We start from the raw sequence: 19,888 nt of genomic DNA, 5'->3' as shown, positions 1-19,888 counted from the left end.
GGAACCCCCACAGAGATATGGCGTCGCCGACCTGCCGCCACGGGGACACGTGACGGCGGCGACCGAGACACCGGAATCTTTACGCACTGAGAGTGAACCGGCAGACACCTGGGGTTAGTTCACTCCAAAGTGGGGTTTCCGCGTCTATTTTCGATTCTTGTGGCACGGGCGTTCTGGACACTCACCCATGTGACACGGATCCGGGTCGTGCGCCGGTCGGCCCCGGCCAGGAGCACATGAAGACCTTCAACGACGCCGGCCGCCCTCCCGTCACGGTCCGTCAGCCGACGACGAGCCCGTTCAGTACGATCCGCCGCGGCGCCGCCAGGACCCGTACGTCCGCCCGCGGATCCTCGTCGTAGACCACGAGATCCGCCGGAGCGCCCTCCTCCAGCGCCGGGCGGCCCAGCCAGCTACGCGCGGCCCAGGCGGTTGCCGAGAGGGCCTCCAGCGGCGGGATACCGGCCTTCACCAGCTCCGCGACCTCGGCCGCCACCAGACCGTGGGCCAGCGAGCCGCCCGCGTCCGTACCGACGAAGACCGGGACGCCCGCGTCGTACGCCGCGCGCACGGTGTCGTAGCGGCGCTCGTACAGCCGGTTCATATGCGCCGACCAGCGCGGGAACTTGCCCGCGCCGCCCGCCGCGAGCTGCGGGAACGTCGCGATGTTGACCAGCGTCGGGACGATCGCGACGCCGCGCTCCGCGAAGAGCGGAATGGTGTCCTCGGTGAGCCCCGTCGCATGCTCGACGCAGTCGATCCCCGCCTCGACGAGATCACGCAGCGCGACGTCGGCGAAGCAGTGCGCGGTGACCCGGGCGCCGAGCCGGTGCGCCTCCGCGATGGCCGCCTCGACCTCGCCGCGCGGCCAGCAGGCGGTCAGATCGCCCGCGTCGCGGTCGATCCAGTCGCCGACGAGCTTGACCCAGCCGTCGCCGCGCCGGGCCTCCTGGGCGACATAGGCGACGAGGTCGTCCGGCTCGATCTCATGGGCGAAGTTACGGATGTAACGGCGGGTACGGGCGATATGGCGGCCCGCCCTGATGATCTTCGGCAGATCCTCACGGTCGTCGATCCAGCGGGTGTCCGCGGGCGAGCCGGCGTCCCGGAGCAGCAGCGTGCCCGCCTCGCGGTCGCCGATCGCCTGCTTCTCGCTGGTCGCCTCGTCGACGGCGCCGTGGTGGTCGAGGCCGACATGGCAGTGCGCGTCGACGAGACCGGGCAGCGCCCAGCCCTCGACGGTGCGGACATCACGGGCGCCGGCCGGCCGCTCGTACGTGATCCGGCCGCCCACCACCCACAACTCGTCCCTGGCCTCCTCGGGGCCGACGAGCACCCGCCCCTTCACCCGCAGCACCGCGTGATCGCTCATGCGCAGCACTGTACGAGGCCGTGGGTACCCTCGACCGGGCAGATTCCGAACACGCATCCGAAGAGAGCACCGCCATGACACACCCGCTGCTGGACCTGGCTCCGCTGACCGCCGCGCGCTTCGCCGCCATCGAGCGACGCGTCGCCTCGCTCCTCGCCACCGAGAACGATGTCGTGATCATGCAGGGTGAGGCCCTGCTGCCCCTGGAGGGCTGCGTCCGCGGCGGCGCCAGGCCCGGTTCGACCGCCTTGAACGTGGTCACGGGACCGTACGGGCAGACCTTCGGGAACTGGCTGCGCGACTGCGGGGCGACGGTCGTCGATCTGGAGGTGCCGTTCCACACCGCGGTGACCGCGGCCCAGGTGGAACGTGCCCTGGCCGCGCACCCCGGGATCGACTTCGTCTCGCTGGTACACGCCGAGGCGGCGACCGGCAACACCAACCCGGTCGCCGCGATCGGTGAGGTGGTACGGGCCCACGGCGCGCTGTTCATGCTGGACGCCGTCGCCTCGGTGGCCGCCGAGCCGCTGCTGCCGGACGCCTGGGGCGTGGACCTGTGCGTGATCGGCGCGCAGAAGGCGATGGGCGGCCCCGCCGGGGTCTCGGCGGTGTCGGTGAGCGAGCGGGCCTGGGAGCGGCTCGCCGCCAATCCGCAGGCACCCCGCCGCTCGTACCTCTCGCTGCTGGACTGGAAGGAGCGCTGGATCGACGGCGGCCGCCGGACGCTGCTCCACGCCCCCGCCCAGCTGGAGATGCTGGCGCTGGAGGCGTGCCTGGAGCGTATCGAGGCGGACGGCCAGGACACCGTCATCGCCCGGCACGCCTCGGCCGCGGCGGCCACGCGGGCGGGCGCGCTGGCGCTGGGCGGCGGCCTGGAGCCGTTCGTCCACGAGGCCGCCGACGCCGCTCCGGTGGCCACGACGCTCCGCACCCCGGCCGGGGTGGACGCGGGCGAGCTGGTGGCCAAGGCGCTGGCCGCCGATCCGTCGCTGCCGCTGATCGCGGGCGGCGGGGCGTTGGCCACCCAGATGATCCGGGTCAATCACTACGGCGCCGACGCGACACGGGACGCGGTGCTGGCCTCGCTCGCCGCACTGGGCGAGGCGCTCGGCGAGGGCGGCGCCGAGGTGTGGCAGGAGGCGGCCGCGCGGGCGGTCGGCGAGGTGTGGGAGTAGCATCCGGAAATCAAAAAAGGCGCTAATTCAGGAATACGGGAAGGTGCTTTATAGAGAGCAGCTTCCCGTATTCGTATGCCCGCATTTCAATACCCTAAACGCCAAGATTTCAACAGGGCCATCGGAGTGATTCCGACCGGTCTCGCGAGCGTTACGGATATGTGACCGAGTCCACAGACCAGGCCACTTTGCCCCAAAATTTCGGTCGATGTCATCCCAGCTGTCCCCTGATCCGCACGGGCACCCGCGCCCGCCTGATAACACAGGTCGGCTTCTCACCCAACCCCTGCAGAAGATGCATGTTCTGCTTTTGCTCGGTAAATTAAATAGACATGACCGCCGCACAAGCAGACCTTGCAGGCGCCCGAAGCGAATTCACCCGTCCCTTTGCGATCGACACCCCACGAGTGGAGGACGGGGCCGCGATCTGGCGCATCGCCCGCGACTCCGAGGTCCTGGACCTCAACTCCTCGTACAGCTATCTGCTCTGGTGCCGTGACTTCGCGGCCACCTCCGTCGTCGCCCGCGACGAGGGGGGATCACCGATCGCCTTCGTCACGGGATACATCCGGCCCGAGCGCCCCGAGGCGCTGGTCGTCTGGCAGGTGGCCGTCGACGAGAGCCAGCGGGGAAAGGGGCTCGCCGGCACGCTGCTCGACGAGCTGACCGCCCGGGTGGCCAGTGAGCTGGGGATCACGGCGATCGAGACCACCGTGACGCCCGACAACACCGCCTCGGACCGTCTGTTCACCGCCTTCGCCGACCGCCACGGGGCGGCGCTGAAGCGCGAGGTCCTCTTCGACGGCGGGCTGTTCCCCGACGGGGTGCACCAGCCGGAGGTGCTGTACCGCATCGGCCCGCTCTCGCCCTGAGACATCAGTAGACGCGAGACACGCCGACAGCCGGGCGTGAGCGCACCGCGCTCCGTTCCGAGCACCCTCCCGCTCTTCCCCATCCCATCGCCTGGAGACCCCTGTGACCATCACCCCGCCAGCACTGAGTGTCTTCGAAACCCTCGAATCCGAAGTGCGCAGCTACTGCCGCGGCTGGCCCGCCGTGTTCGACCGCGCGCAGGGCAGCCGTCTCACCGACGAGGACGGCCACAGCTACCTCGACTTCTTCGCCGGCGCCGGCTCACTCAACTACGGCCACAACAACCCGGTGCTGAAACGCGCGCTGATCGACTACATCGAGCGTGACGGCATCACCCACGGCCTCGATATGGCGACGACCGCGAAACGGGCCTTCCTGGAGTCCTTCCAGAATGTGATCCTGCGGCCGCGCGACCTCCCGTACAAGGTGATGTTCCCCGGCCCCACCGGCACGAACGCGGTCGAGTCGGCCCTCAAGCTCGCCCGCAAGGTGAAGGGCCGCGAGTCGATCGTCTCCTTCACCAACGCCTTCCACGGCATGTCGCTGGGCTCGCTCGCCGTCACCGGCAACGCGTTCAAGCGAGCCGGGGCCGGCATACCGCTGGTGCACGGCACTCCGATGCCGTTCGACCACTATCTGGACGGCCAGACCCCGGACTTCCTCTGGTTCGAGCGGCTGCTCGAGGACCAGGGCTCCGGCCTGAACAAGCCCGCCGCGGTCATCGTCGAGACGATCCAGGGCGAGGGCGGCATCAATGTCGCCCGCCCGGAGTGGCTGCGGGCGCTGGCCGATCTCTGCCACCGCCAGGACATGCTGCTGATCGTCGACGACATCCAGATGGGCTGTGGCCGTACCGGCGCCTTCTTCTCGTTCGAGGAGGCGGGCATCACACCGGACATCGTCACGCTTTCGAAGTCCATCAGCGGGTACGGGCTTCCCATGTCGCTCTGCCTGTTCACCCCGGAACTGGACATCTGGGAGCCGGGCGAGCACAACGGCACCTTCCGGGGCAACAACCCGGCCTTCGTCACCGCCGCCGCCGCGCTCAACACGTACTGGGCCGACGGTCAGATGGAGAAGCAGACCATAGCCCGCGGTGAGCAGGTGGAGCACGCGCTGCTGGCGATCTGCGCCGAGAGCGCGGGCGCGGCGGCCGAGTTCCGTGGCCGCGGCCTGGTCTGGGGCCTGGAGTTCGCCGACAAGAGCCGGGCGTCCGCCGTCTGCGCCCGCGCCTTCGAGCTGGGGATGCTGCTGGAGACCTCGGGCCCGCGGAGCGAGGTGGTGAAGCTGCTTCCGCCGCTCACCGTCAGCCCCGACGAGCTGGACGAGGGCCTGCGCACCCTGGCCCGCGCGGTCCGCGAGACCGCCTGATCCGCGGTTCACGTACCCGTACGGGACGACCGTACGGGTACACGACATACGCGGACCTACGCGACCACAGAAGCCGCAGAAGCCGCAGAAGAGAAAGGCACCGACGCACCGTGATCGTCCGATCGTTCAAGGACATCGAGAACACCGACCGTCATGTGAAGTCGGCCTCGGGCACCTGGGAGAGCAAGCGCATCGTGCTCGCCAAGGAGAAGGTCGGTTTCTCCCTCCACGAGACCGTGCTGTACGCCGGCACGGAGACCTCGATGTGGTACGCCAACCACATCGAGGCCGTGCTCTGCGTGGAGGGCGAGGCCGAACTGACCAACGACGAGACCGGCGAGACCCACTGGATCGCCCCCGGCACGATGTATCTGCTGAACGGGCACGAGCGCCACACACTCCGTCCCAAGACCGATTTCCGCTGTGTATGCGTCTTCAACCCGCCGGTCACCGGGCGGGAGGACCATGACGAGAACGGCGTCTACCCACTGCTGACAGAGGAGGGCTGACCATGACCACCGCCCCTGCACGTACCGACCTGTATCCCACCCGTGGCGTCGGCGAGGTGACCACCCCGCGTCAGGACCCCGTCGTCTGGTCCGCGCACGGCGCCCCCGGCCCGATCGTGCCGGCCGACCTCGGAAGCTTCGAGCGGGACGGCTTCCTCTCCATCGAGCAGCTGATCGGCCCGGACGAGGTGGCGCTCTACCGCGCCGAGCTGGAGCGGCTGACGACCGACCCGGCGGTGCGTGCCGACGAGCGCTCGATCATCGAGCCCACGACGAAGGACGTACGGTCCGTCTTCGAGGTCCACCGCATCAGCCAGATCTTCGCCGGACTGGTCCGCGACGAGCGGGTGGTGGGCCGTGCCCGGCAGATCCTGGGCTCGGACGTCTATGTCCATCAGTCACGGATCAATGTGAAGCCGGGCTTCGGCGCCTCGGGCTTCTACTGGCACTCGGACTTCGAGACCTGGCACGCCGAGGACGGTCTGCCGAACATGCGGACCGTGTCGGTCTCGATCGCGCTGACCGAGAACTACGACACCAACGGCGGCCTGATGATCATGCCCGGGTCGCACAAGACCTTCCTGGGCTGCGCCGGCGAGACGCCGCAGGACAACTACAAGCAGTCGCTGCAGATGCAGGACGCGGGCACGCCGTCGCACGAGGCGCTGACGAGCATGGCCGACCAGCACGGCATCAAGCTCTTCACGGGCAAGGCCGGTTCGGCGACCTGGTTCGACTGCAACTGCATGCACGGCTCGGGCGACAACATCACCCCGTATCCGCGCAGCAATGTCTTCATCGTGTTCAACAGCGTGGAGAACGCGGCGGTCAAGCCGTTCGCGGCCCCCTCGCCGCGGCCGTCCTTCATCGGGGCGCAGGACTTCACCCCGGTGCGCTGACCGTACGCGTCAGGGGCAGGCAGGCACAGGAGGCACAGGGGCGCGGGGCGGGGGGGGGTGAGCGGGCCCCGCCCCCCCGGGCGGCCCGGGGGGGGGGGGGGGTTCTTGCCCCCCGGCCCCGCGCCCCTTTTCCCGCGTGCGGAGCTCAGCTCTCCAGGGACGGGTAGTCGATGTAGCCCTTGTCGTCGCCGCCGAAGAAGGACGCCGGGTCCGGGGTGTTGTACGGGCCGCCCGCCCGCAGCCGGGACGGCAGGTCCGGGTTGGCGAGGAAGAGCGCGCCGAAGGACACTATGTCCGCGGTGCCGTCCTCGATCAGGGCCAGTTCATCCGCGCTCGTGAATCCGTCGGTCGCGGCGTTGAGGACGAGCGTCCCCGTGAACAGCTTGCGCACGACGAGCGTGAACTCCCGGGTGTTCTCGATCAGATGCAGATAGGCGAGGCCGACCGGCTCCAGCTGCTGGACCAGGGCGGTGTACGTGGGCTCCGGCTCGGGCTCCTCGATGCTGTTGTAGGGGTTTCCCGGCGAGATCCGCAGGGCGGTCCGCTCGGCACCGATCTCCGCGGCGACGGCGCGGGTCACCTCGACGGCGAAGCGGATCCGGCCCTCCACGGAACCGCCCCACTCGTCGGTACGCAGGTTGGAGGAGGGAGCCAGGAACTGGTGGATCAGATAGCCGTTGGCGCCGTGCAGCTCGACTCCGTCGAAACCGGCCTCGATCGCGTTGCGCGACGCGGAGACGAAGTCAGCGATGGTCTCCCGTACTTCGTCGGAGGTCAGCTCGCGCGGGGCGATGAAGTCCTTGGCGCCCTCGTGCGTGTAGACCTGCCCCTGCGCGGCGACGGCGGAGGCGCCCACCGGAGTCAGGCCCTCCGGCAGCAGGACCGGGTGGCCGATCCGGCCGGCGTGCATGATCTGAACGAAGATCTTCCCGCCCTTGGCGTGGACGGCGTCGGTGACCACACGCCAGGCCGCGATCTGTTCCTCGCTGTGCAGACCGGGGGTGTTCGGGTAGCCCTGGCCGACCACCGAGGGCTGGGTTCCCTCGGTGATGATCAGGCCGGCCGAGGCGCGCTGCGCGTAGTACTCCGCCGTCGAGGCGGTGGGCGCAAGTCCGGGGCCGAAGGCCCGGCTGCGGGTCATCGGGGCCATGGCGATGCGGTTGGCGAGCTGCGTACCCGAAAGGTCGATCGGATCGAACGCGGTGGTCATGGAGGCTCCCGTAGCAAATATGTGGTCGGCCAAGTAATCAACCGCGAGTCACTGTAGCTCATTCCTTGGTCGACCAAGCTAAACTCCGTGACATGACATCCGACGACCCTGCCTGTACGGACGAACTGCCCGGCGCCGCGCGGGGCGGCCCGGTCAGTCACGCCCTGTCCCGGATCTCCCGGCTGCACCGCATGACGGCCGGCAAGCTGCTGCGGCGCACCGGCCTCTACCCCGGCCAGGAGTTCCTGATGATGCATCTGTGGGACTCGGACGGGGTGCGCCAGTCCGAGCTGATCAAGTCGATGGACCTCGACCCGTCGACGGTGACCAAGATGCTTCAGCGGCTGGATCACGCGGGGTACGTGAAGCGCTCCCCCGACCCGCTGGACCGGCGTGCGGTGCTGGTCGAGGCCACGTCGGACAGCTGCGCGCTGCGCACCGAGGTCAAGGACGCCTGGACCGAGTTGGAGGAGCACACCCTCGCGGGGCTCGACGACACCGAGCGCGGGGAACTGATCCGGCTACTCGCCAAGGTCGAGTCGAACCTCTGCGCGGAGACGGAGGGCTGCCCGGAACGGGGGGCGGACGCGTGCACCGGCCCACCCGCCGACGCGGAGGACGTCCAGCGCTGAGGGCCTGGCTGAGAACCTAGCTGAGGACGCGTCAGTCCAGTCGGACGGACGAGGTGGAGGCGGCGAGGGCGATCAGTACGGCCGTCTCGTCGAGCGCGTGCGCGTCCTCCGTGAGCCGGCTGGTGGCGATCCGGACATGCGGGCGGGAGTAGGAGACACAGAAGCGGCTGCCCGGCGAGACCGTGACGCCCCGGGCCGCGAGCGTGACCAGCGCGGATGTCTCGTCCGCCACCGGCACCCACAGCATCAGCCCGTCCCGGTTCTCGGTGCGCACCCCACGCCGGGCAAGGCGCTCGGCCAGCTCGTTGCGCCGCAGGTCGTACCGCTCCGCGGCGGCCCGCACACACCGGCTCGCACCCTCGTCGGTGAGCAGATGGGCGAGGGTGTCCTTCACAAGGCGGCCGCCTATCCTCGGCAGCCCTCCGGCGGCCAGCAGCAGCGCGTCGCCATCGCCCGCGCACTGGCCATGCGGCCGAAGCTGATGCTCTTCGACGAGCCGACCAGCGCCCTGGACCCCGAGCTCGTCGGCGAGGTCCTCGCCACGATGCGGGATCTGGCCCGCGACGGACTCACCATGCTCGTGGTGACCCATGAGATCGGCTTCGCCAGGGAAGTGGCGGACCGGGTGGTCTTCATGAACGCCGGCCGGGTGCTGGAGAGCGGCACTCCGGAGGAGGTCCTCGACCACCCGGCCAACCCCCGCACCCGGGCGTTCTTCGGACGGTTCCTGTAGCTCGATTGCGCGCGCTGCGTACGGCGGCCTCGCACGGTGGGGCTGGCTCAGCCGGCGAGCACCTCCAGCGCCCGGTCGACATCGGCGTCGGAGTTGTAGAGATGGAACGCGGCCCGCACGTAGCCCGCCCGGATGGAGACCGCCACCTGGGCTCGCTCAAGGTCGGGGTGCCGGTGCGTCAGTCCCTTGACGGAGACGATCGCGGACTCCCCGGGTACCGGCTCATGACCGAGGCCGGTCAGCCCCGCCCGGAAGCGGGCGGCGAGGGCGGTGCCATGGGCATGGATCGCCTTGACGCCGATCTCCTCCAGGAGTGCGAGGGACTGCTCGGCTCCGTGGTACGAGAGAAAGGACGTGGCCTCGTCGAAGCGGCGTGCGGAGGAGGCCAGTTGCTCGACAGGACCGTACGTACTGGCCCAGAGGTCCTCGGCGGCGATCCAGCCCGCGTGCATCGGCACCAGCGATTCCTGCGCCTCTTCGGTCACGGTGAGGAAGGACGTACCGCGCGGGCAGACCAGGAACTTGAACGCGCCGGTGACGGTGTAGTCGTACGCCCCGGCGTCCAGCGGCAGCCAGCCGGCCGACTGGCTGGCGTCCAGCAGCGTCCGGGCGCCGTGCGCGGCGGCTGCGGCCCGTACCGCGTCCAGATCGGCGATCCTCCCGTCCGCGGACTGGACCGCCGAGAAGGCCACCAGCGCGGTGCCCGGCCGCACGGCCTCCGCCAGGCCGTCCAGCGGCGCGTACCGCAGCACGAGGTCGCCGCGGACGGCGAACGGGGTGACGACCGAGCTGAACTCGCCCTCCGGGAAGAGGACTTCGGCGCCCGGCGGCAGCGAGGCCGCGATCAGTCCGACATGCACGGAGACCGAGCTGCCCACGGCGACCCGCTCCGCGGGGACGGCGGCCAGCCGGGCGAAGGAGGCGCGAGCGGCGCCCACGGACTCGAAGCTCCCCGCGCCCTCCCCCCGCCGGCCGCTCGCGTTCTCCTCGGCCAGGGCGTGTACGGCCTCGACGGCCCGGCGGGGCAGCAGCCCACAGCTGGACGTGTTCAGGTACGTCATCACCGGCGCGAACTCGGCGCCTCCCAGGGTGTCCATGCAGCCACCCTGGAACCCCCTCACCTCATAGTCAATCGCGCATGGCTGAAGGGCACACCCAAGCAGTCCTTATGAATGGGCCCCGGCCTGCGGAATCTCGCAGGAACCGTCGGTGTCACAGACCTCGGCGTCCGGCGCGGATCCGCCGATGGGCGTGATCGCCCGTCCCTCCCATGCCTGCTCGAGCGCCTGCGTGAATACCTCGGCCGGCTGCCCGCCGGAGACTCCGTACCGCCGGTCGAGGACAAAGAACGGCACCCCGTTCGCCCCCAGCTCGGCGGCCTCGCGCTCGTCGGCCCGTACGTCGTCGGCGTACGCCCCGGAGTCCGCGAGCACCCCGCGGACCTCCGCCTCATCCAGCCCGGCCTCGACCGCGAGACCCACCAGCGTCTCCTGATCGAAGACGGAACGCTCCTCGGCGAAGTTCGCCCGGTAGGCGAGGTCCAGCAACTCGACCTGACGGCCGCGGGCCTTGGCCAGATGCAGAAGCCGGTGAATATCAAAAGTACTGCCGTGGTCACGCCCCTCGGTGCGGTAGGCGAGCCCCTCGGAGCGCGCGTTGGAGGCCACATGCTCCTCCATGGCGAGGGCCTCCTCGCGGCTACGCCCGTACTTGGCCGCCAGCATGTCCACCACCTGCGCGGTGTCCCCCTTGGCCCGCCCCGGATCCAGCTCGAAGGACCGATGCACCACCTCGACCCCGTCCCGGTGAGCAAAGGCCGCAAGGCCCTTCTCAAAGCGGGCCTTCCCGATATAGCACCAGGGACAGGCGATGTCGCTCCAGATCTCGACGCGCATGTGTCTACTTCTCCAGGATCACGAGTCTCATACACCACGGAGACACCCCCCGCCCCCACAAAAACACCCCCGGCCCCCCTGCCATTCCCGGCTGGTCGAGACCGACTCTCCATCCTCGTGCGACACACCGAGGTCGTTCCGGAGGCATCGACAGACCGCTGATGAGGGGCTTGAGCACCGCCTTCACGCGGGCCGGAAGAGCTCTCCGTAACTCGGTGTGGCAGCTCGGTGCGTGTCAGGCCGGATGAAAGCGTGAGTGGAGGGGCCCACCCGTGACCGACACCGGCGGCATCGACGTCTTCCTCGGCCTGGACATCGGCAAGGACGAACACCACGCTACTGCCGTGACCTGCGGCCCGATGAGGGATCGGACCGATCAGTCAGCCCTCCGGCCGAAGCCGCTGACGAGCGGCCTCAAGCCGCTGGTCGTAGTCAGACGCGAACAGCTCAGGAAGCGCTTTGTCCAGCGTCCCGGCGATTCGATGGATCGGTGCCCAGACCGCCGGATCATCAACAACGCGAGTGAGATCAGTCATCTGCAGCTTCTCCAGCCAGTGCGACAGAACCAATGCCTCATCACTCGTGAGCTTGATCGTGACCTGGCTATCGCCCATGCACACCCCTACGGCTTGGCCTCCACCCTCGACCACAACAAACCTACTGGTCTCCGACCTTGACCAAACACATAAAGGCACCCGGTCATGGCCCGCCTCCAGTTCATCCGCTCCGCTGTCTACGGCCTGCTCCAGAACCGTTAGTTTGCCTCGATAGCCCTCGGCCGCGCCCGCCGCATCTCCTCCCGTCGCGTCCGCGCCAACGGAACCGTCTACCAACGCAAAGACGGACGCTGGGAAGCCGTCGGCTACGTCCTCGCCCTGCAACACCCGCAAGCGCGTCCGCGTCTACGGCACCACCCGCAAGGAAGCCCTCGCCAAGCTCACCGAGAAGATCGCCGTCAGCAACCCGCGGCGTCCCCGTACCGTCCGCGCATGGCAGCGTCAGCGCATCCCTGACGGACGTCCGCACCTGCTCAACCAGCTCCGCATAACCTGCCAGTGCTGCGCCCGTGAGCACCGTGAAGGTCAGGAAGGAGAACGTGAAGCGGCAGAAGGAGGCTGGAAGAACGACGGCCTCGTCTTCGCCACACCAGCAGGAGGGCCGATCGATCCCGCGAACCTCAATCGCAGCTTCCGCTCACCCCTCGATCGGGCCGGGCTCCGCCGCATCCGCTTCCACGACCTGCCGCACTCCACCGCCACCCTGCTCCTGGAGCAAGGCGTCGAACTCGTCGTGATCAAGGAACTCCTCGGCCACGCCCACATCGGCGTCACCGCCACCGTCTACGTTCACGTCAGGCTCCGCCTCCAGCGCGACGCCATCGACACCCTCGGCACAGCACTCGGCAGCCCGGAGACCACCGAGACGGCACGCTCCGACGGCGACAAACCGCCACCTTGCGCCTCACTCGTCCGCTGACGTTGCCGTCAACTACTGCCGTCACACCACGCAGAAGCCCCGCCAGGGCGTACCTGACGGGGCTTCAAATTTGCTACTGCATGGCTTGCTCCAAGAGGGCGTCAACGTTCATGACGCCCTCGGCGGCAAGTCCCGGGGGGCCTTACTAGGCCGAATATCCCCGCAGGTCAGACGCCGCCCTCCTGGCCGCCTCTAGCGGTCCAGAGAGCAACTTCTTCCGCTTTCCCCATTCCTCTGCCCTGGTGATGGCCTCGCCAAGAAGGTCGAGCAACTCTGCTCGCGCGTCCGCCTCGGGATGCCTTGGGAGTGCCACCTGAACAACCAGCGATCGAAAATCCTCCAGGAATGATCCGATTCTGATGCCGGAGAACTTCGGACCGTAGATTTCCCCTGGGACGAAGTACGTAACCGTTAGGTTGAACGGAACATCAGACGGCGTACCGATTTTCTGTGCTGCCCCCCTCAAGGAGTCGAGCGCAGCAGTCCACCGCTTGTCCTCAAGCCCGCCACCGATGATTGACTTCAGGGACAGGGGGCTGAGAGGCGTGTTCGCGCCTCCATCAGTTTCCGACATCACAACCCCAGATCCATTTTCCCTGCATGTGATTCCTTATTGAACGGGCCAGGCCAACGCTGCACGATCCACTTCTCCAGACCGAGCATATCCGACCGCGAGCCGCTAGTTAGCACACGCATTCGATCTGCGCCCATCGTGGCCATATCCCTCGCGGAATATCGACCTGCCGGGTCTTGGGTGATGCCGGTCTTGAGGTAGCCCCCATTTGCATCCTCCAGAACGTACAGGTAGTTCGTCGCGGTACTGTTCCGCGCGTTTCCGTGAGTAGATGGAGCCGGCGTCGGCCGCGGGTTGAGACTGGGACCCATCTGGCCGTTGGCCAGCCTGGGCTGAGCCCCAGTAGCGCAAGCGCAAGCAGTCGAGTGACTTGCGGTGCTGCCTCCGCAATTGTGAACCAGGAGCGGTGTGGTGCCCGCCAGCACATAGTACGCGTGGACGTCCTGGATGGTGAGGTCGTGGGTGCGTTGGCGCTTGGTGTAGTGGCTGAGCGCGGTGATCTGGACATGCGTTCCTGCGCTTGTCCTGAGCCACTGTCTGACTTGCAGGTCACCAGCGCGGACCCATTGCTTGAGTTCAGGTACCCAGAAGGGGTGGGTGTCGGTGGCTACGATGCTTGAGACCGTGTCACCTGTGGCGATGGTGACTTCAGTGAATTCTTTGTCATCCTCCGTCGTGATGGTGGAGATGACTTTCTTTTTTACGCTTTTCCCCGTGGCGGTATCGGTTGTTGTTACGGTATCGCCGACTTCCACGTCCTCGATTGCTTTGCTGGTGCCGTCAGCGAGCAGCACTCCAGTTCCGGGAAGAAAGCTGTGGCATGTCCTCGTAACCTTCGCAAGAATCTTCCCTGCAATGGCCGTGGTCACCACGGCACTGGCGGCTCCCCACGCAGCGCCGTCGATCATGTCCGAGACTTGCCCGACGGTGCTGTGGTCTGCCTCCTCTGACAGGACGTTGTTTACCGCAGCGCCTGCGGCACCTGCGATCGCACCGCATCCTGCAGCCACTGCGAGGCTGGCGCCACCAGTGGCCGCTGCGCCGCCGACGGCCGTGGTATAGCAGGCGAAACCAACGCCGATTTCAGTGGCCGCTGTAACAATCTCTTTGTGGTCTTGCATCCAGTCTTTGGTGTCTCCCCAAGCGCTCGACCATGCGCACTTGGACCAGAAGCCGCAGTGTTTCCCGCTGCCACCGGAACTGCCACCACTCGCCGTGCCTTTGCTGCCGCCTGTAGAACCTCCTGGAGCCGCGCCCGGCACGGCGCCGCCCTGTCCGGTGGGGTTACAGCTCGCGGAGTGGTTCCCCCCGTAGCAGTTGTCGCTTCCAGCTACGCCTCCTCCCTGTCCGGTGGGGTTGCAGCTTGCGGAGTGGTTCCCCCCGTAGCAGGCAAGGCCGGTGGGGTCGCTTGCTGTGACCGGAGTGTTGTTGGCGTAGCTGTATCCGTTGAGGGATTGGTGCTGGTCGAGTGCCAGGATTGGGTCGACGCTGATGAACTGGCCGGTTCCCGGGTCGTATTCACGGGCACCGATGTGCGTGAGGCCGGTGGTGGTGTCGGCCGGTTTGCCGAGGAATCCCTTGTCGTCGGGCCAGGTGGTGGGGGCAGTGCCGCGGGTGGCTCCGAAGGGGGTGGTGTAGCGCTTGGTGACGGCCCAGGTTGTGGGTTCGAGTACCAGAGTGGCGGTGCCGTGGGGGTCCGCGGCGAGGAAGTTCAGCTTGGTGCCCGTGGAGCCGCTGATGGCGGTGCGTACCGCAATGGTCTGACCCGCTGCGGTGTAGTAGCGGGTTCCGGCCAGCGTCTTCGTGGTGCCCTTGGTGGTGAGGCGGACTTCCGTGCCGCCGAGGTAGAGCACGGTGTCGCCGTCGCCGGTCGCCCGCCGGATCAGGAGTTGACCGGAGGCGTCGTACAGGTAGCTGGTTTCGAGCTTTGGCTTGCTGCCGGCTGCGGGTTCGCTGGTGGAGACGAGTTTGCCCTCGGAGTTCCAGACCAGGGTCTGCTGGGCCTGGGTACCGGGCCGGCTGGTGGTGTTGCCCGTTTCGTCGTAGGCGTAGGTGCTGGTCTTGGGACCGGTGGTCTTGGTCAGCGGGTGGGGCTGGCCGGTGGTGGTGCCGTATGCGTAAGAGGTGGTGGTGTCACCCGAGGCGGCGTGCTGCTTCTCGCTCTCGCGCTGACCCGACTCGTAGTAGGTGTAGCTGGTCCAGTACGGAGCTGCGCCGTCGAGGTTGGCCGTAGTGCGCCCGCTGGAGGCGCAGTCTGCGGTCTTGGGAGTCCAAGCTTCGGTCAGGCGGCGGTTGCCGTCGTACGTGAAGCACTGATAGTCCGCCTTCGCGGTGCCGCCCTGGGTGCTGGCGTCGAAGATTGAGGTGACGTTGCCCGCATCGTCCTGGGTGAATTTGAGCTCCTGCGGCATGTAGCCGTGAACGTCGTCGGTGACGTAGGAGCGGGTCAGGCGGCGGGTGCCGTCCTCGTAGTCGTAGTTGAGGTACGCCTTCTTCGCCGAGGTGGTGGAGTCGGTGCCCACCGTAAGCTGGCGCAGGTCTCCTTGCGGGGAGTACACAGCTGTCTGCAGGTAGGCAGTGGTGCCCTGAGCGGCGGTCTGCTGGCCGAGGGCGTTGTACTTGTTGGAAACGGTCTCGGCAGAAAGGCCTGCGACGGCGGGCTGGGATGCCTGCTTGATGGTGCCGTCGAGGTTGTAGCCGGTGGTGAAGGACAGCGTCTTAGGGACGCCAGCCGTGACCAGCGGGTCGGAGTCGGGCAGAATCAGCTGGCTACCGGTGACCTGATAAAGGTTGTCGTAGCCGGTGACCTTCGTGGTGTAGGCCTTGCCGGTCAGGCCGCCGACGTAGCGCGTGGCCGTGTCCTGCTGGCCTTTGACCAGGGTGTCGAAGGTCCAGGCGGCGAGCTGGGTGGCGTCGGATTTGGTCCCGTCCCACAGACCGGTCTGACGGCCGAGGTTGTCGTAATCGGAGATCAGGGTCTTGCCGCGCGAGTCGCTGGTGCTGGTCACCTGGTCGAGCGCGTTGTAGTAGGTGTGCGAGATGCCCTTGTCCGGGTCGGTGGCACTGCCCTGTCGTCCGAAGAGGTCGTATGTGTAGGACCACTTGGCCTGGTCGGGACCAGTAACGATCTTCTGCTCGCCGGCCGGGGTGTACTCGTACCCCGTGGTGGTGTAGTCGCTGCCGGTCGCCAGCGGTCCCGCGTATTCGCGACGCTCTGTCGTCTGCCCCAGTGCGTTGGTGGTGACCATGGTGGCCTGGCCGCCCGCCGGGGCACTGGTGGACACCGTGTCGCCGGTGTAGTCGGTCTTGGTTTTGAAGCGCTCGGCGCCCCTGACCTTGGTCACGGACAGGGTGGCACGGCCGACACCGTCGTAGGTCGTATCGCTTTCCATGGGCGCCTGGGCGCCTTCGGTTTCCACCAGGTTGCCGGACGGAACTGTTTTGTCCGCCCAGATGTCTGCCAGGGAGGTGACCGCAAGGCCTCGCTCGTCGTACAGGGCCTCAGCGACGAGGGTTCCGCCGTTCGGCGACGGGGTCTGCGTCTGCCGGGGCCGCAGGAGCGAGTCGTAGATGTCGTAGGCGGTGTTATAGCCGGAGCCGTCGCCCTTGAGCGTGCCGGTCGACACCCATGGTGTGTCCGTGGCCGTGACACTGTAGTTGTAGACGTAGTTCGGGGTGGCTTTCAGGACGCTGAGGCGGTTGGGCAGCCATACCTTGGTAACCCGTCCCAGCGAGTCGTACTCGGACTCGGTGATCTTGCCGTTGGGGTCGGTGATCATTGTGGCGGCGCCAGTCGCGAAGTCCGCGATCGTGGTGGTCGTGTAGCCCTTGATGTTGGTACTGGTGCTAGAGGTCAGCGGGCCGATCTTGCCGGACGGGGTGTATGACGCGGTTGTGACGAGTGCGTCGTTGGTGTCCTTGACGGTGAGTGGCCGGCCGAGGATGTCGTAGGTCGTGGTGACGAGCTTTTGGAAGACCGGCGCGTCGTCGAGGCCGTAGGACTTGACTCGGCCCGTCCACTGAACTTCGCCCTGCGTGGGCTTCTGTGTCGCACTCCAGGTGGTGGTGTCGTACGCGGTGGCGATGTCGGAGATGACGTCGCCGGGACTGGTGGAGTCTGCGGGCAGGTCCAGCGCGGAGTCCGCGGTGGAGCAGGGCTTGGCGACCGTGCGGGTCCGGGCTGCCAGGGAGTTGATGCCCAGGGTGTCATTGCGGGCATACCAGGTGCGGGTGCACCTTTCATCATCTGTGACGGCGTCGTCGCCCTTGTCCTCGACGGTTTCGGCCATGCCGTAGTCGTCGAAGGTGGTGACTGTGGAACGGACTCGGTCCTTGGGAGTTTCGCTGCTGGTGATGTTGGTGCGAGCGTGGGTGGCGGCGGTGCGTACGTAGTAGGCCTCGGTGTCTGCGTACGACTTGTGCTGTGTGGCTGTCTTCTTCGACCACGGGTCGTTGATGGTGCCGCCGACCTCGTTGGCTCCGTTGTAGGTGACTGATTCGCGGGTGAATCCGGCGTACGGTTCGGAGTCGGTGATCTCCGCGGCCTTGATACCGGTGACCTTGACGGTTTTCCGCTTGTCCGGGTCGAGGGTTTGCCCGTCGTCCTTGAGGACGCGGTCGCCGTTCATGCCGCGCATGTAGATGGTGACGGTCTTCGACTGGGCCTTGTCAGGGACGCCGGTGAGGTGGGTGACCTGTCCGAAGCCGCGCCAGATGGACCAGGTGCGTTCCTTCTCCTTGGTCATCGGGTCGTCGTTGTAGTGCCAGGCACCGCCGCCGGAGTAGCTGTAGGTGTTCTGTACGGCCTCGGACCCGCCGTGGGGGTCGGTGGTGGACACCGAGGCGACTGGGTACTTCTGGAACCAGTCCAGGATCGGGGTCTTCCCCCCGTTCGGGGACCAGAACACCGGGTAGCAGCGTCCGGTGTTCTGGTCCGGGCGGGGCAGGGTGTCTCTGGAGGTACAGCCGGCGTCCATGTAGGTGACGATGGTCTGTGCTCCGGCCTCGGACGTAACCGTCTTCAGGCGTGGCTTTTCCAGGGACAGGATGTCGTCGGTGGGAGAGTCGACGCGGTTGGGGCGAGCCTCGTGGGTGAAGACGACCGGGTCCAGGGCCAGGTCGGCGCCACGTTTGCCGGTGTGCTTGATCTCGTCCAACCAGAGCGACTGGTCCGTTGAGTCACCCGTGTCACCGGGGTCGATGTAGTGCTGCTTCAGTGCCCAGTTGTCCACGGCGGAGAAGTCGGGGGTGGCCGCTGCAGCGTCCCAGGCGTAGGTGGTGATACCGGTCATCCGCTTGCGGGTAAAGAAGGTCGGGCTGACGTTGCCGGTGCACTTGTCGCCCTCCTTGCAGACGGAGTCGAACGGAACGTCCGGCCAGTTGTCCCGGGTGTCCTCGGTCAGGGAGTCACAGCCGGTGCCGGAAGCGTCGCAGCGCTCGGCGTAGGTGAAGGTGACCTTGTTGGAGGCGGGCTGGGTGGCGAAAAGGCCGTCGGCTCGCTGCCCGTAGCGAATTTCCTTCAGGTGGCCGCCGCGGGTGTAGGGGGTGCCGGTGTTGTCGTCGCCGAGCTGGTCATAGTTATTGGCCTCGGCCGTGTACCAGTAGGACATGGCGTTCTTGTGGGTGTCCTCGACATAGTCGAGGTTCCACCGCCATGCCTGCTTCTTGGCCCGGCCGGAGAAACTTGTGCCGTCCGCATAGCCGGGTTCGCCGGAGTCATCGCCGAAAACCGGCACCGTCCACACCGAGTCGGTGCGGTCAGCAGTGCCAGCGCCATCCAGTTTGTTGAGACCGAAGACGTATTTCGTACCGTCCCCTGTGGTGACGGTCCAGTACTCGCCCTTGCCGTCCACGCCGACATCGCCGTCGTCACCGTTTTCGGCACCGGTGGAATGCGTGACGGTGGAAGCGTCGTCGTTCTTCAGCCGCCACTTGCCCGACGTGTCGTCCTTGACCAGTTCACTGGCCTTGCCATTGAGGACGAGGGAGGCGTTGTCGTACTTCCAGCACAGGTCGAACTTGTCGGTCTGACTGTCGTCGTCGCACACGCCGTATTTGCGTTCGACATACGACGAGGTGATGTCGAAGCCGGTGCCGATCGTGGTGCCTTGGTTGTTGGTGTTCGCGGTCTGGCCGTCCACCGCACCGGAGTCGTAGGAGATCGACAGACTCGGTGCCGGACCCGCCGCCGCCGGCGGGGTGCGCAGGGGGTACGACCAGGTGAACGTGCCCGCGGAACCGCCCGCCTCCCAGGTGGACGAGGCCGCCAACGGGGTCGATTTGTAGTCACCGCTCCCCGACTGAGTGCCTGCGGCCAGCGCCATCAGCATCGTGCGGCCTACGGTCTGGGTGTCTGGCTTGTCGTCAGGCGCGGCCTCGAAGGCGAGTTGCGCATCAATGCGGTTGTGCCTTCGGTCGTTGGTGAAGTCAAGAGGCGTACGGGTGCGGCATACGGCCTTTGTCGGGTTGTTCAACGCGCAGTCCGGCAGGCGCACTGCCTGCAGGCGACCGGCCCAGTCTCCACCGTACGCGGAGACGAAGTTGTCATACCCAATGCCGAGTTGAGCGGCCCCGCCCGTAACCGGGCCGGTTACGGACAGGACGATGCCCTTGACACCCAGCTCGGCTGCCTGCTTCTGGTCAAGGACCTTGACGTTGAGCGAGTCGACCGCTTCGGCCGTCTTGTTTCCCTTGGTCTGGTGTGGGCGGTCCAGCGTCAGTGGGAGGGTGCCGGGCGAAGCCTTCGCCGACCCTGTTGCAGGCATGGCCAGTTGGGTCTCGCCGGCCTCTGGCCAGATGACAACCTTCTCGCGATCCTTCTCCGCTCGCGCGACTGCAGCTCGGCCTTCGGCAGCCGACTTCTCCACCTCTGCCGCTGTCTTCTTGTTCACCTTCGCGGTGAACGGCGACACCTTGTCAGGGTGCAACTTGACCTGCGGCTTGCCCAGCGGATCAGCAGGAGCCGCAAACGCGACCGGCGACAGCAGCCCAGGTATAAGACTGAAGCCGGCAAGCGCCGCGATCCGTCGTGTCCAGGATGTTTCGCCTGGTCGGCTTCTGCGCGTACGCATAGCTGATCCGAACCCGTTCATCTGGTTTTCCGCTCCCCGCATGGGCCGCCTCGGGCGGCCGGTGTTCTTGCCCCACAGCAGTGCCGAGGGGGGACGATT

General features: G+C 67.2%; 14 protein-coding genes and 2 pseudogenes. 8 read left to right on the top strand and 8 right to left on the bottom strand.

Annotated features, from left to right (window positions below; translation table 11 throughout):
* Nucleotides 1-280: 280 nt before the first annotated feature.
* The gene (locus tag ACFVWW_RS29095) at nucleotides 281-1,372 is read right to left on the bottom strand and encodes an amidohydrolase family protein (protein WP_386877753.1); all 1,092 of its coding nucleotides are present in this window, start codon (nucleotides 1,370-1,372) and stop codon (nucleotides 281-283) included.
* Nucleotides 1,373-1,446: 74 nt separating this feature from the next.
* On the opposite strand from ACFVWW_RS29095, the gene ACFVWW_RS29090 reads away from it, so the two are divergent.
* The 5 genes from ACFVWW_RS29090 to thpD all read left to right on the top strand — a co-directional run bounded on the left by ACFVWW_RS29090 (nucleotide 1,447) and on the right by thpD (nucleotide 6,199).
* The gene (locus tag ACFVWW_RS29090) at nucleotides 1,447-2,547 is read left to right on the top strand and encodes a pyridoxal-phosphate-dependent aminotransferase family protein (RefSeq protein ID WP_386877754.1); all 1,101 of its coding nucleotides are present in this window, start codon (nucleotides 1,447-1,449) and stop codon (nucleotides 2,545-2,547) included.
* 332 nt (nucleotides 2,548-2,879) lie between these two features.
* Nucleotides 2,880-3,419 carry a diaminobutyrate acetyltransferase gene (gene ectA / locus ACFVWW_RS29085; protein WP_384193855.1) on the top strand — a complete coding sequence of 180 codons (540 nt, stop codon included), beginning with the start codon at nucleotides 2,880-2,882 and terminating at the stop codon, nucleotides 3,417-3,419.
* 103 nt (nucleotides 3,420-3,522) lie between these two features.
* Nucleotides 3,523-4,791 carry a diaminobutyrate--2-oxoglutarate transaminase gene (gene ectB, locus ACFVWW_RS29080; RefSeq protein ID WP_384193858.1) on the top strand — a complete coding sequence of 423 codons (1,269 nt, stop codon included), beginning with the start codon at nucleotides 3,523-3,525 and terminating at the stop codon, nucleotides 4,789-4,791.
* A gap of 110 nt (nucleotides 4,792-4,901) precedes the next feature.
* Entirely contained in the window at nucleotides 4,902-5,300 is a 399-nt protein-coding gene (locus ACFVWW_RS29075; RefSeq protein WP_384193861.1) for an ectoine synthase, read from the top strand.
* A 2-nt stretch (nucleotides 5,301-5,302) separates the two neighbouring features.
* Nucleotides 5,303-6,199 carry an ectoine hydroxylase gene (thpD, locus tag ACFVWW_RS29070; RefSeq protein ID WP_384193863.1) on the top strand — a complete coding sequence of 299 codons (897 nt, stop codon included), beginning with the start codon at nucleotides 5,303-5,305 and terminating at the stop codon, nucleotides 6,197-6,199.
* Nucleotides 6,200-6,344: 145 nt separating this feature from the next.
* Here thpD and ACFVWW_RS29065 read toward each other — a convergent pair whose 3' ends face one another.
* Nucleotides 6,345-7,409 carry an alkene reductase gene (locus tag ACFVWW_RS29065; protein WP_384183387.1) on the bottom strand — a complete coding sequence of 355 codons (1,065 nt, stop codon included), beginning with the start codon at nucleotides 7,407-7,409 and terminating at the stop codon, nucleotides 6,345-6,347.
* A 92-nt stretch (nucleotides 7,410-7,501) separates the two neighbouring features.
* Between ACFVWW_RS29065 and ACFVWW_RS29060 the strand changes: the two genes are divergently transcribed.
* A complete protein-coding gene (locus ACFVWW_RS29060) occupies nucleotides 7,502-8,041 on the top strand; it encodes a MarR family winged helix-turn-helix transcriptional regulator (RefSeq protein WP_384183390.1) in 540 nt (179 codons plus the stop codon).
* A 31-nt stretch (nucleotides 8,042-8,072) separates the two neighbouring features.
* On the opposite strand, the gene ACFVWW_RS29055 is transcribed toward ACFVWW_RS29060, so the two are convergent.
* On the bottom strand, nucleotides 8,073-8,435 hold the full coding sequence (locus tag ACFVWW_RS29055; protein WP_386877755.1) for a hypothetical protein: 363 nt from the start codon (nucleotides 8,433-8,435) through the stop codon (nucleotides 8,073-8,075).
* On the opposite strand from ACFVWW_RS29055, the pseudogene ACFVWW_RS29050 reads away from it, so the two are divergent.
* Nucleotides 8,424-8,774, top strand: a pseudogene (locus ACFVWW_RS29050) (amino acid ABC transporter ATP-binding protein); the annotation flags it as partial. The gene ACFVWW_RS29055 and the pseudogene ACFVWW_RS29050 sit on opposite strands and share 12 nt — an antisense overlap.
* A gap of 47 nt (nucleotides 8,775-8,821) precedes the next feature.
* Here the strand turns inward: ACFVWW_RS29050 and ACFVWW_RS29045 are convergent.
* The 3 genes from ACFVWW_RS29045 to ACFVWW_RS29035 all read right to left on the bottom strand — a co-directional run bounded on the left by ACFVWW_RS29045 (nucleotide 8,822) and on the right by ACFVWW_RS29035 (nucleotide 11,283).
* Nucleotides 8,822-9,871, bottom strand: coding sequence for an aminotransferase class V-fold PLP-dependent enzyme (locus ACFVWW_RS29045; RefSeq protein WP_386877756.1), 1,050 nt, complete (start codon nucleotides 9,869-9,871; stop codon nucleotides 8,822-8,824).
* A 69-nt stretch (nucleotides 9,872-9,940) separates the two neighbouring features.
* Entirely contained in the window at nucleotides 9,941-10,669 is a 729-nt protein-coding gene (locus tag ACFVWW_RS29040; protein ID WP_386877757.1) for a DsbA family oxidoreductase, read from the bottom strand.
* A 380-nt stretch (nucleotides 10,670-11,049) separates the two neighbouring features.
* Nucleotides 11,050-11,283 carry a hypothetical protein gene (locus tag ACFVWW_RS29035; protein ID WP_386877758.1) on the bottom strand — a complete coding sequence of 78 codons (234 nt, stop codon included), beginning with the start codon at nucleotides 11,281-11,283 and terminating at the stop codon, nucleotides 11,050-11,052.
* Between the two features lie 177 nt (nucleotides 11,284-11,460).
* On the opposite strand from ACFVWW_RS29035, the pseudogene ACFVWW_RS29030 reads away from it, so the two are divergent.
* Nucleotides 11,461-12,145, top strand: a pseudogene (locus ACFVWW_RS29030) (tyrosine-type recombinase/integrase).
* Between the two features lie 145 nt (nucleotides 12,146-12,290).
* Here ACFVWW_RS29030 and ACFVWW_RS29025 read toward each other — a convergent pair.
* Together ACFVWW_RS29025 and ACFVWW_RS29020 are read right to left on the bottom strand one after the other, a co-directional pair.
* Nucleotides 12,291-12,719: a hypothetical protein gene (locus ACFVWW_RS29025; protein ID WP_386877759.1), complete on the bottom strand. Its 429-nt coding sequence runs from the start codon at nucleotides 12,717-12,719 to the stop codon at nucleotides 12,291-12,293.
* The gene (locus ACFVWW_RS29020; protein ID WP_386877760.1) at nucleotides 12,719-19,810 is read right to left on the bottom strand and encodes an RHS repeat-associated core domain-containing protein; all 7,092 of its coding nucleotides are present in this window, start codon (nucleotides 19,808-19,810) and stop codon (nucleotides 12,719-12,721) included. Before ACFVWW_RS29020 ends, ACFVWW_RS29025 begins: the two co-directional genes overlap by 1 nt.
* Between the last annotated feature and the right edge of the window lie 78 nt (nucleotides 19,811-19,888).

The sequence above is a fragment of the Streptomyces sp. NPDC058198 genome, from assembly GCF_042882605.1.
GTDB lineage: Bacteria > Actinomycetota > Actinomycetes > Streptomycetales > Streptomycetaceae > Streptomyces.
This window is presented reverse-complemented; position numbering and strand designations above follow the sequence as displayed.

Bases quoted from the DNA above. Each gene is read 5' to 3' on its own strand.
- ACFVWW_RS29035 (WP_386877758.1), bottom strand. From the start codon at position 11,283: ATGGGCGATAGCCAGGTCACGATCAAGCTCACGAGTGATGAGGCATTG.
- ACFVWW_RS29090 (WP_386877754.1), top strand. From the start codon at position 1,447: ATGACACACCCGCTGCTGGACCTGGCTCCGCTGACCGCCGCGCGCTTC.
- ACFVWW_RS29045 (WP_386877756.1), bottom strand. From the start codon at position 9,871: ATGGACACCCTGGGAGGCGCCGAGTTCGCGCCGGTGATGACGTACCTG.
- ACFVWW_RS29060 (WP_384183390.1), top strand. From the start codon at position 7,502: ATGACATCCGACGACCCTGCCTGTACGGACGAACTGCCCGGCGCCGCG.
- ACFVWW_RS29040 (WP_386877757.1), bottom strand. From the start codon at position 10,669: ATGCGCGTCGAGATCTGGAGCGACATCGCCTGTCCCTGGTGCTATATC.
- ACFVWW_RS29020 (WP_386877760.1), bottom strand. From the start codon at position 19,810: ATGAACGGGTTCGGATCAGCTATGCGTACGCGCAGAAGCCGACCAGGC.
- ACFVWW_RS29025 (WP_386877759.1), bottom strand. From the start codon at position 12,719: ATGTCGGAAACTGATGGAGGCGCGAACACGCCTCTCAGCCCCCTGTCC.
- thpD (WP_384193863.1), top strand. From the start codon at position 5,303: ATGACCACCGCCCCTGCACGTACCGACCTGTATCCCACCCGTGGCGTC.
- ACFVWW_RS29095 (WP_386877753.1), bottom strand. From the start codon at position 1,372: ATGAGCGATCACGCGGTGCTGCGGGTGAAGGGGCGGGTGCTCGTCGGC.
- ACFVWW_RS29065 (WP_384183387.1), bottom strand. From the start codon at position 7,409: ATGACCACCGCGTTCGATCCGATCGACCTTTCGGGTACGCAGCTCGCC.
- ectA (WP_384193855.1), top strand. From the start codon at position 2,880: ATGACCGCCGCACAAGCAGACCTTGCAGGCGCCCGAAGCGAATTCACC.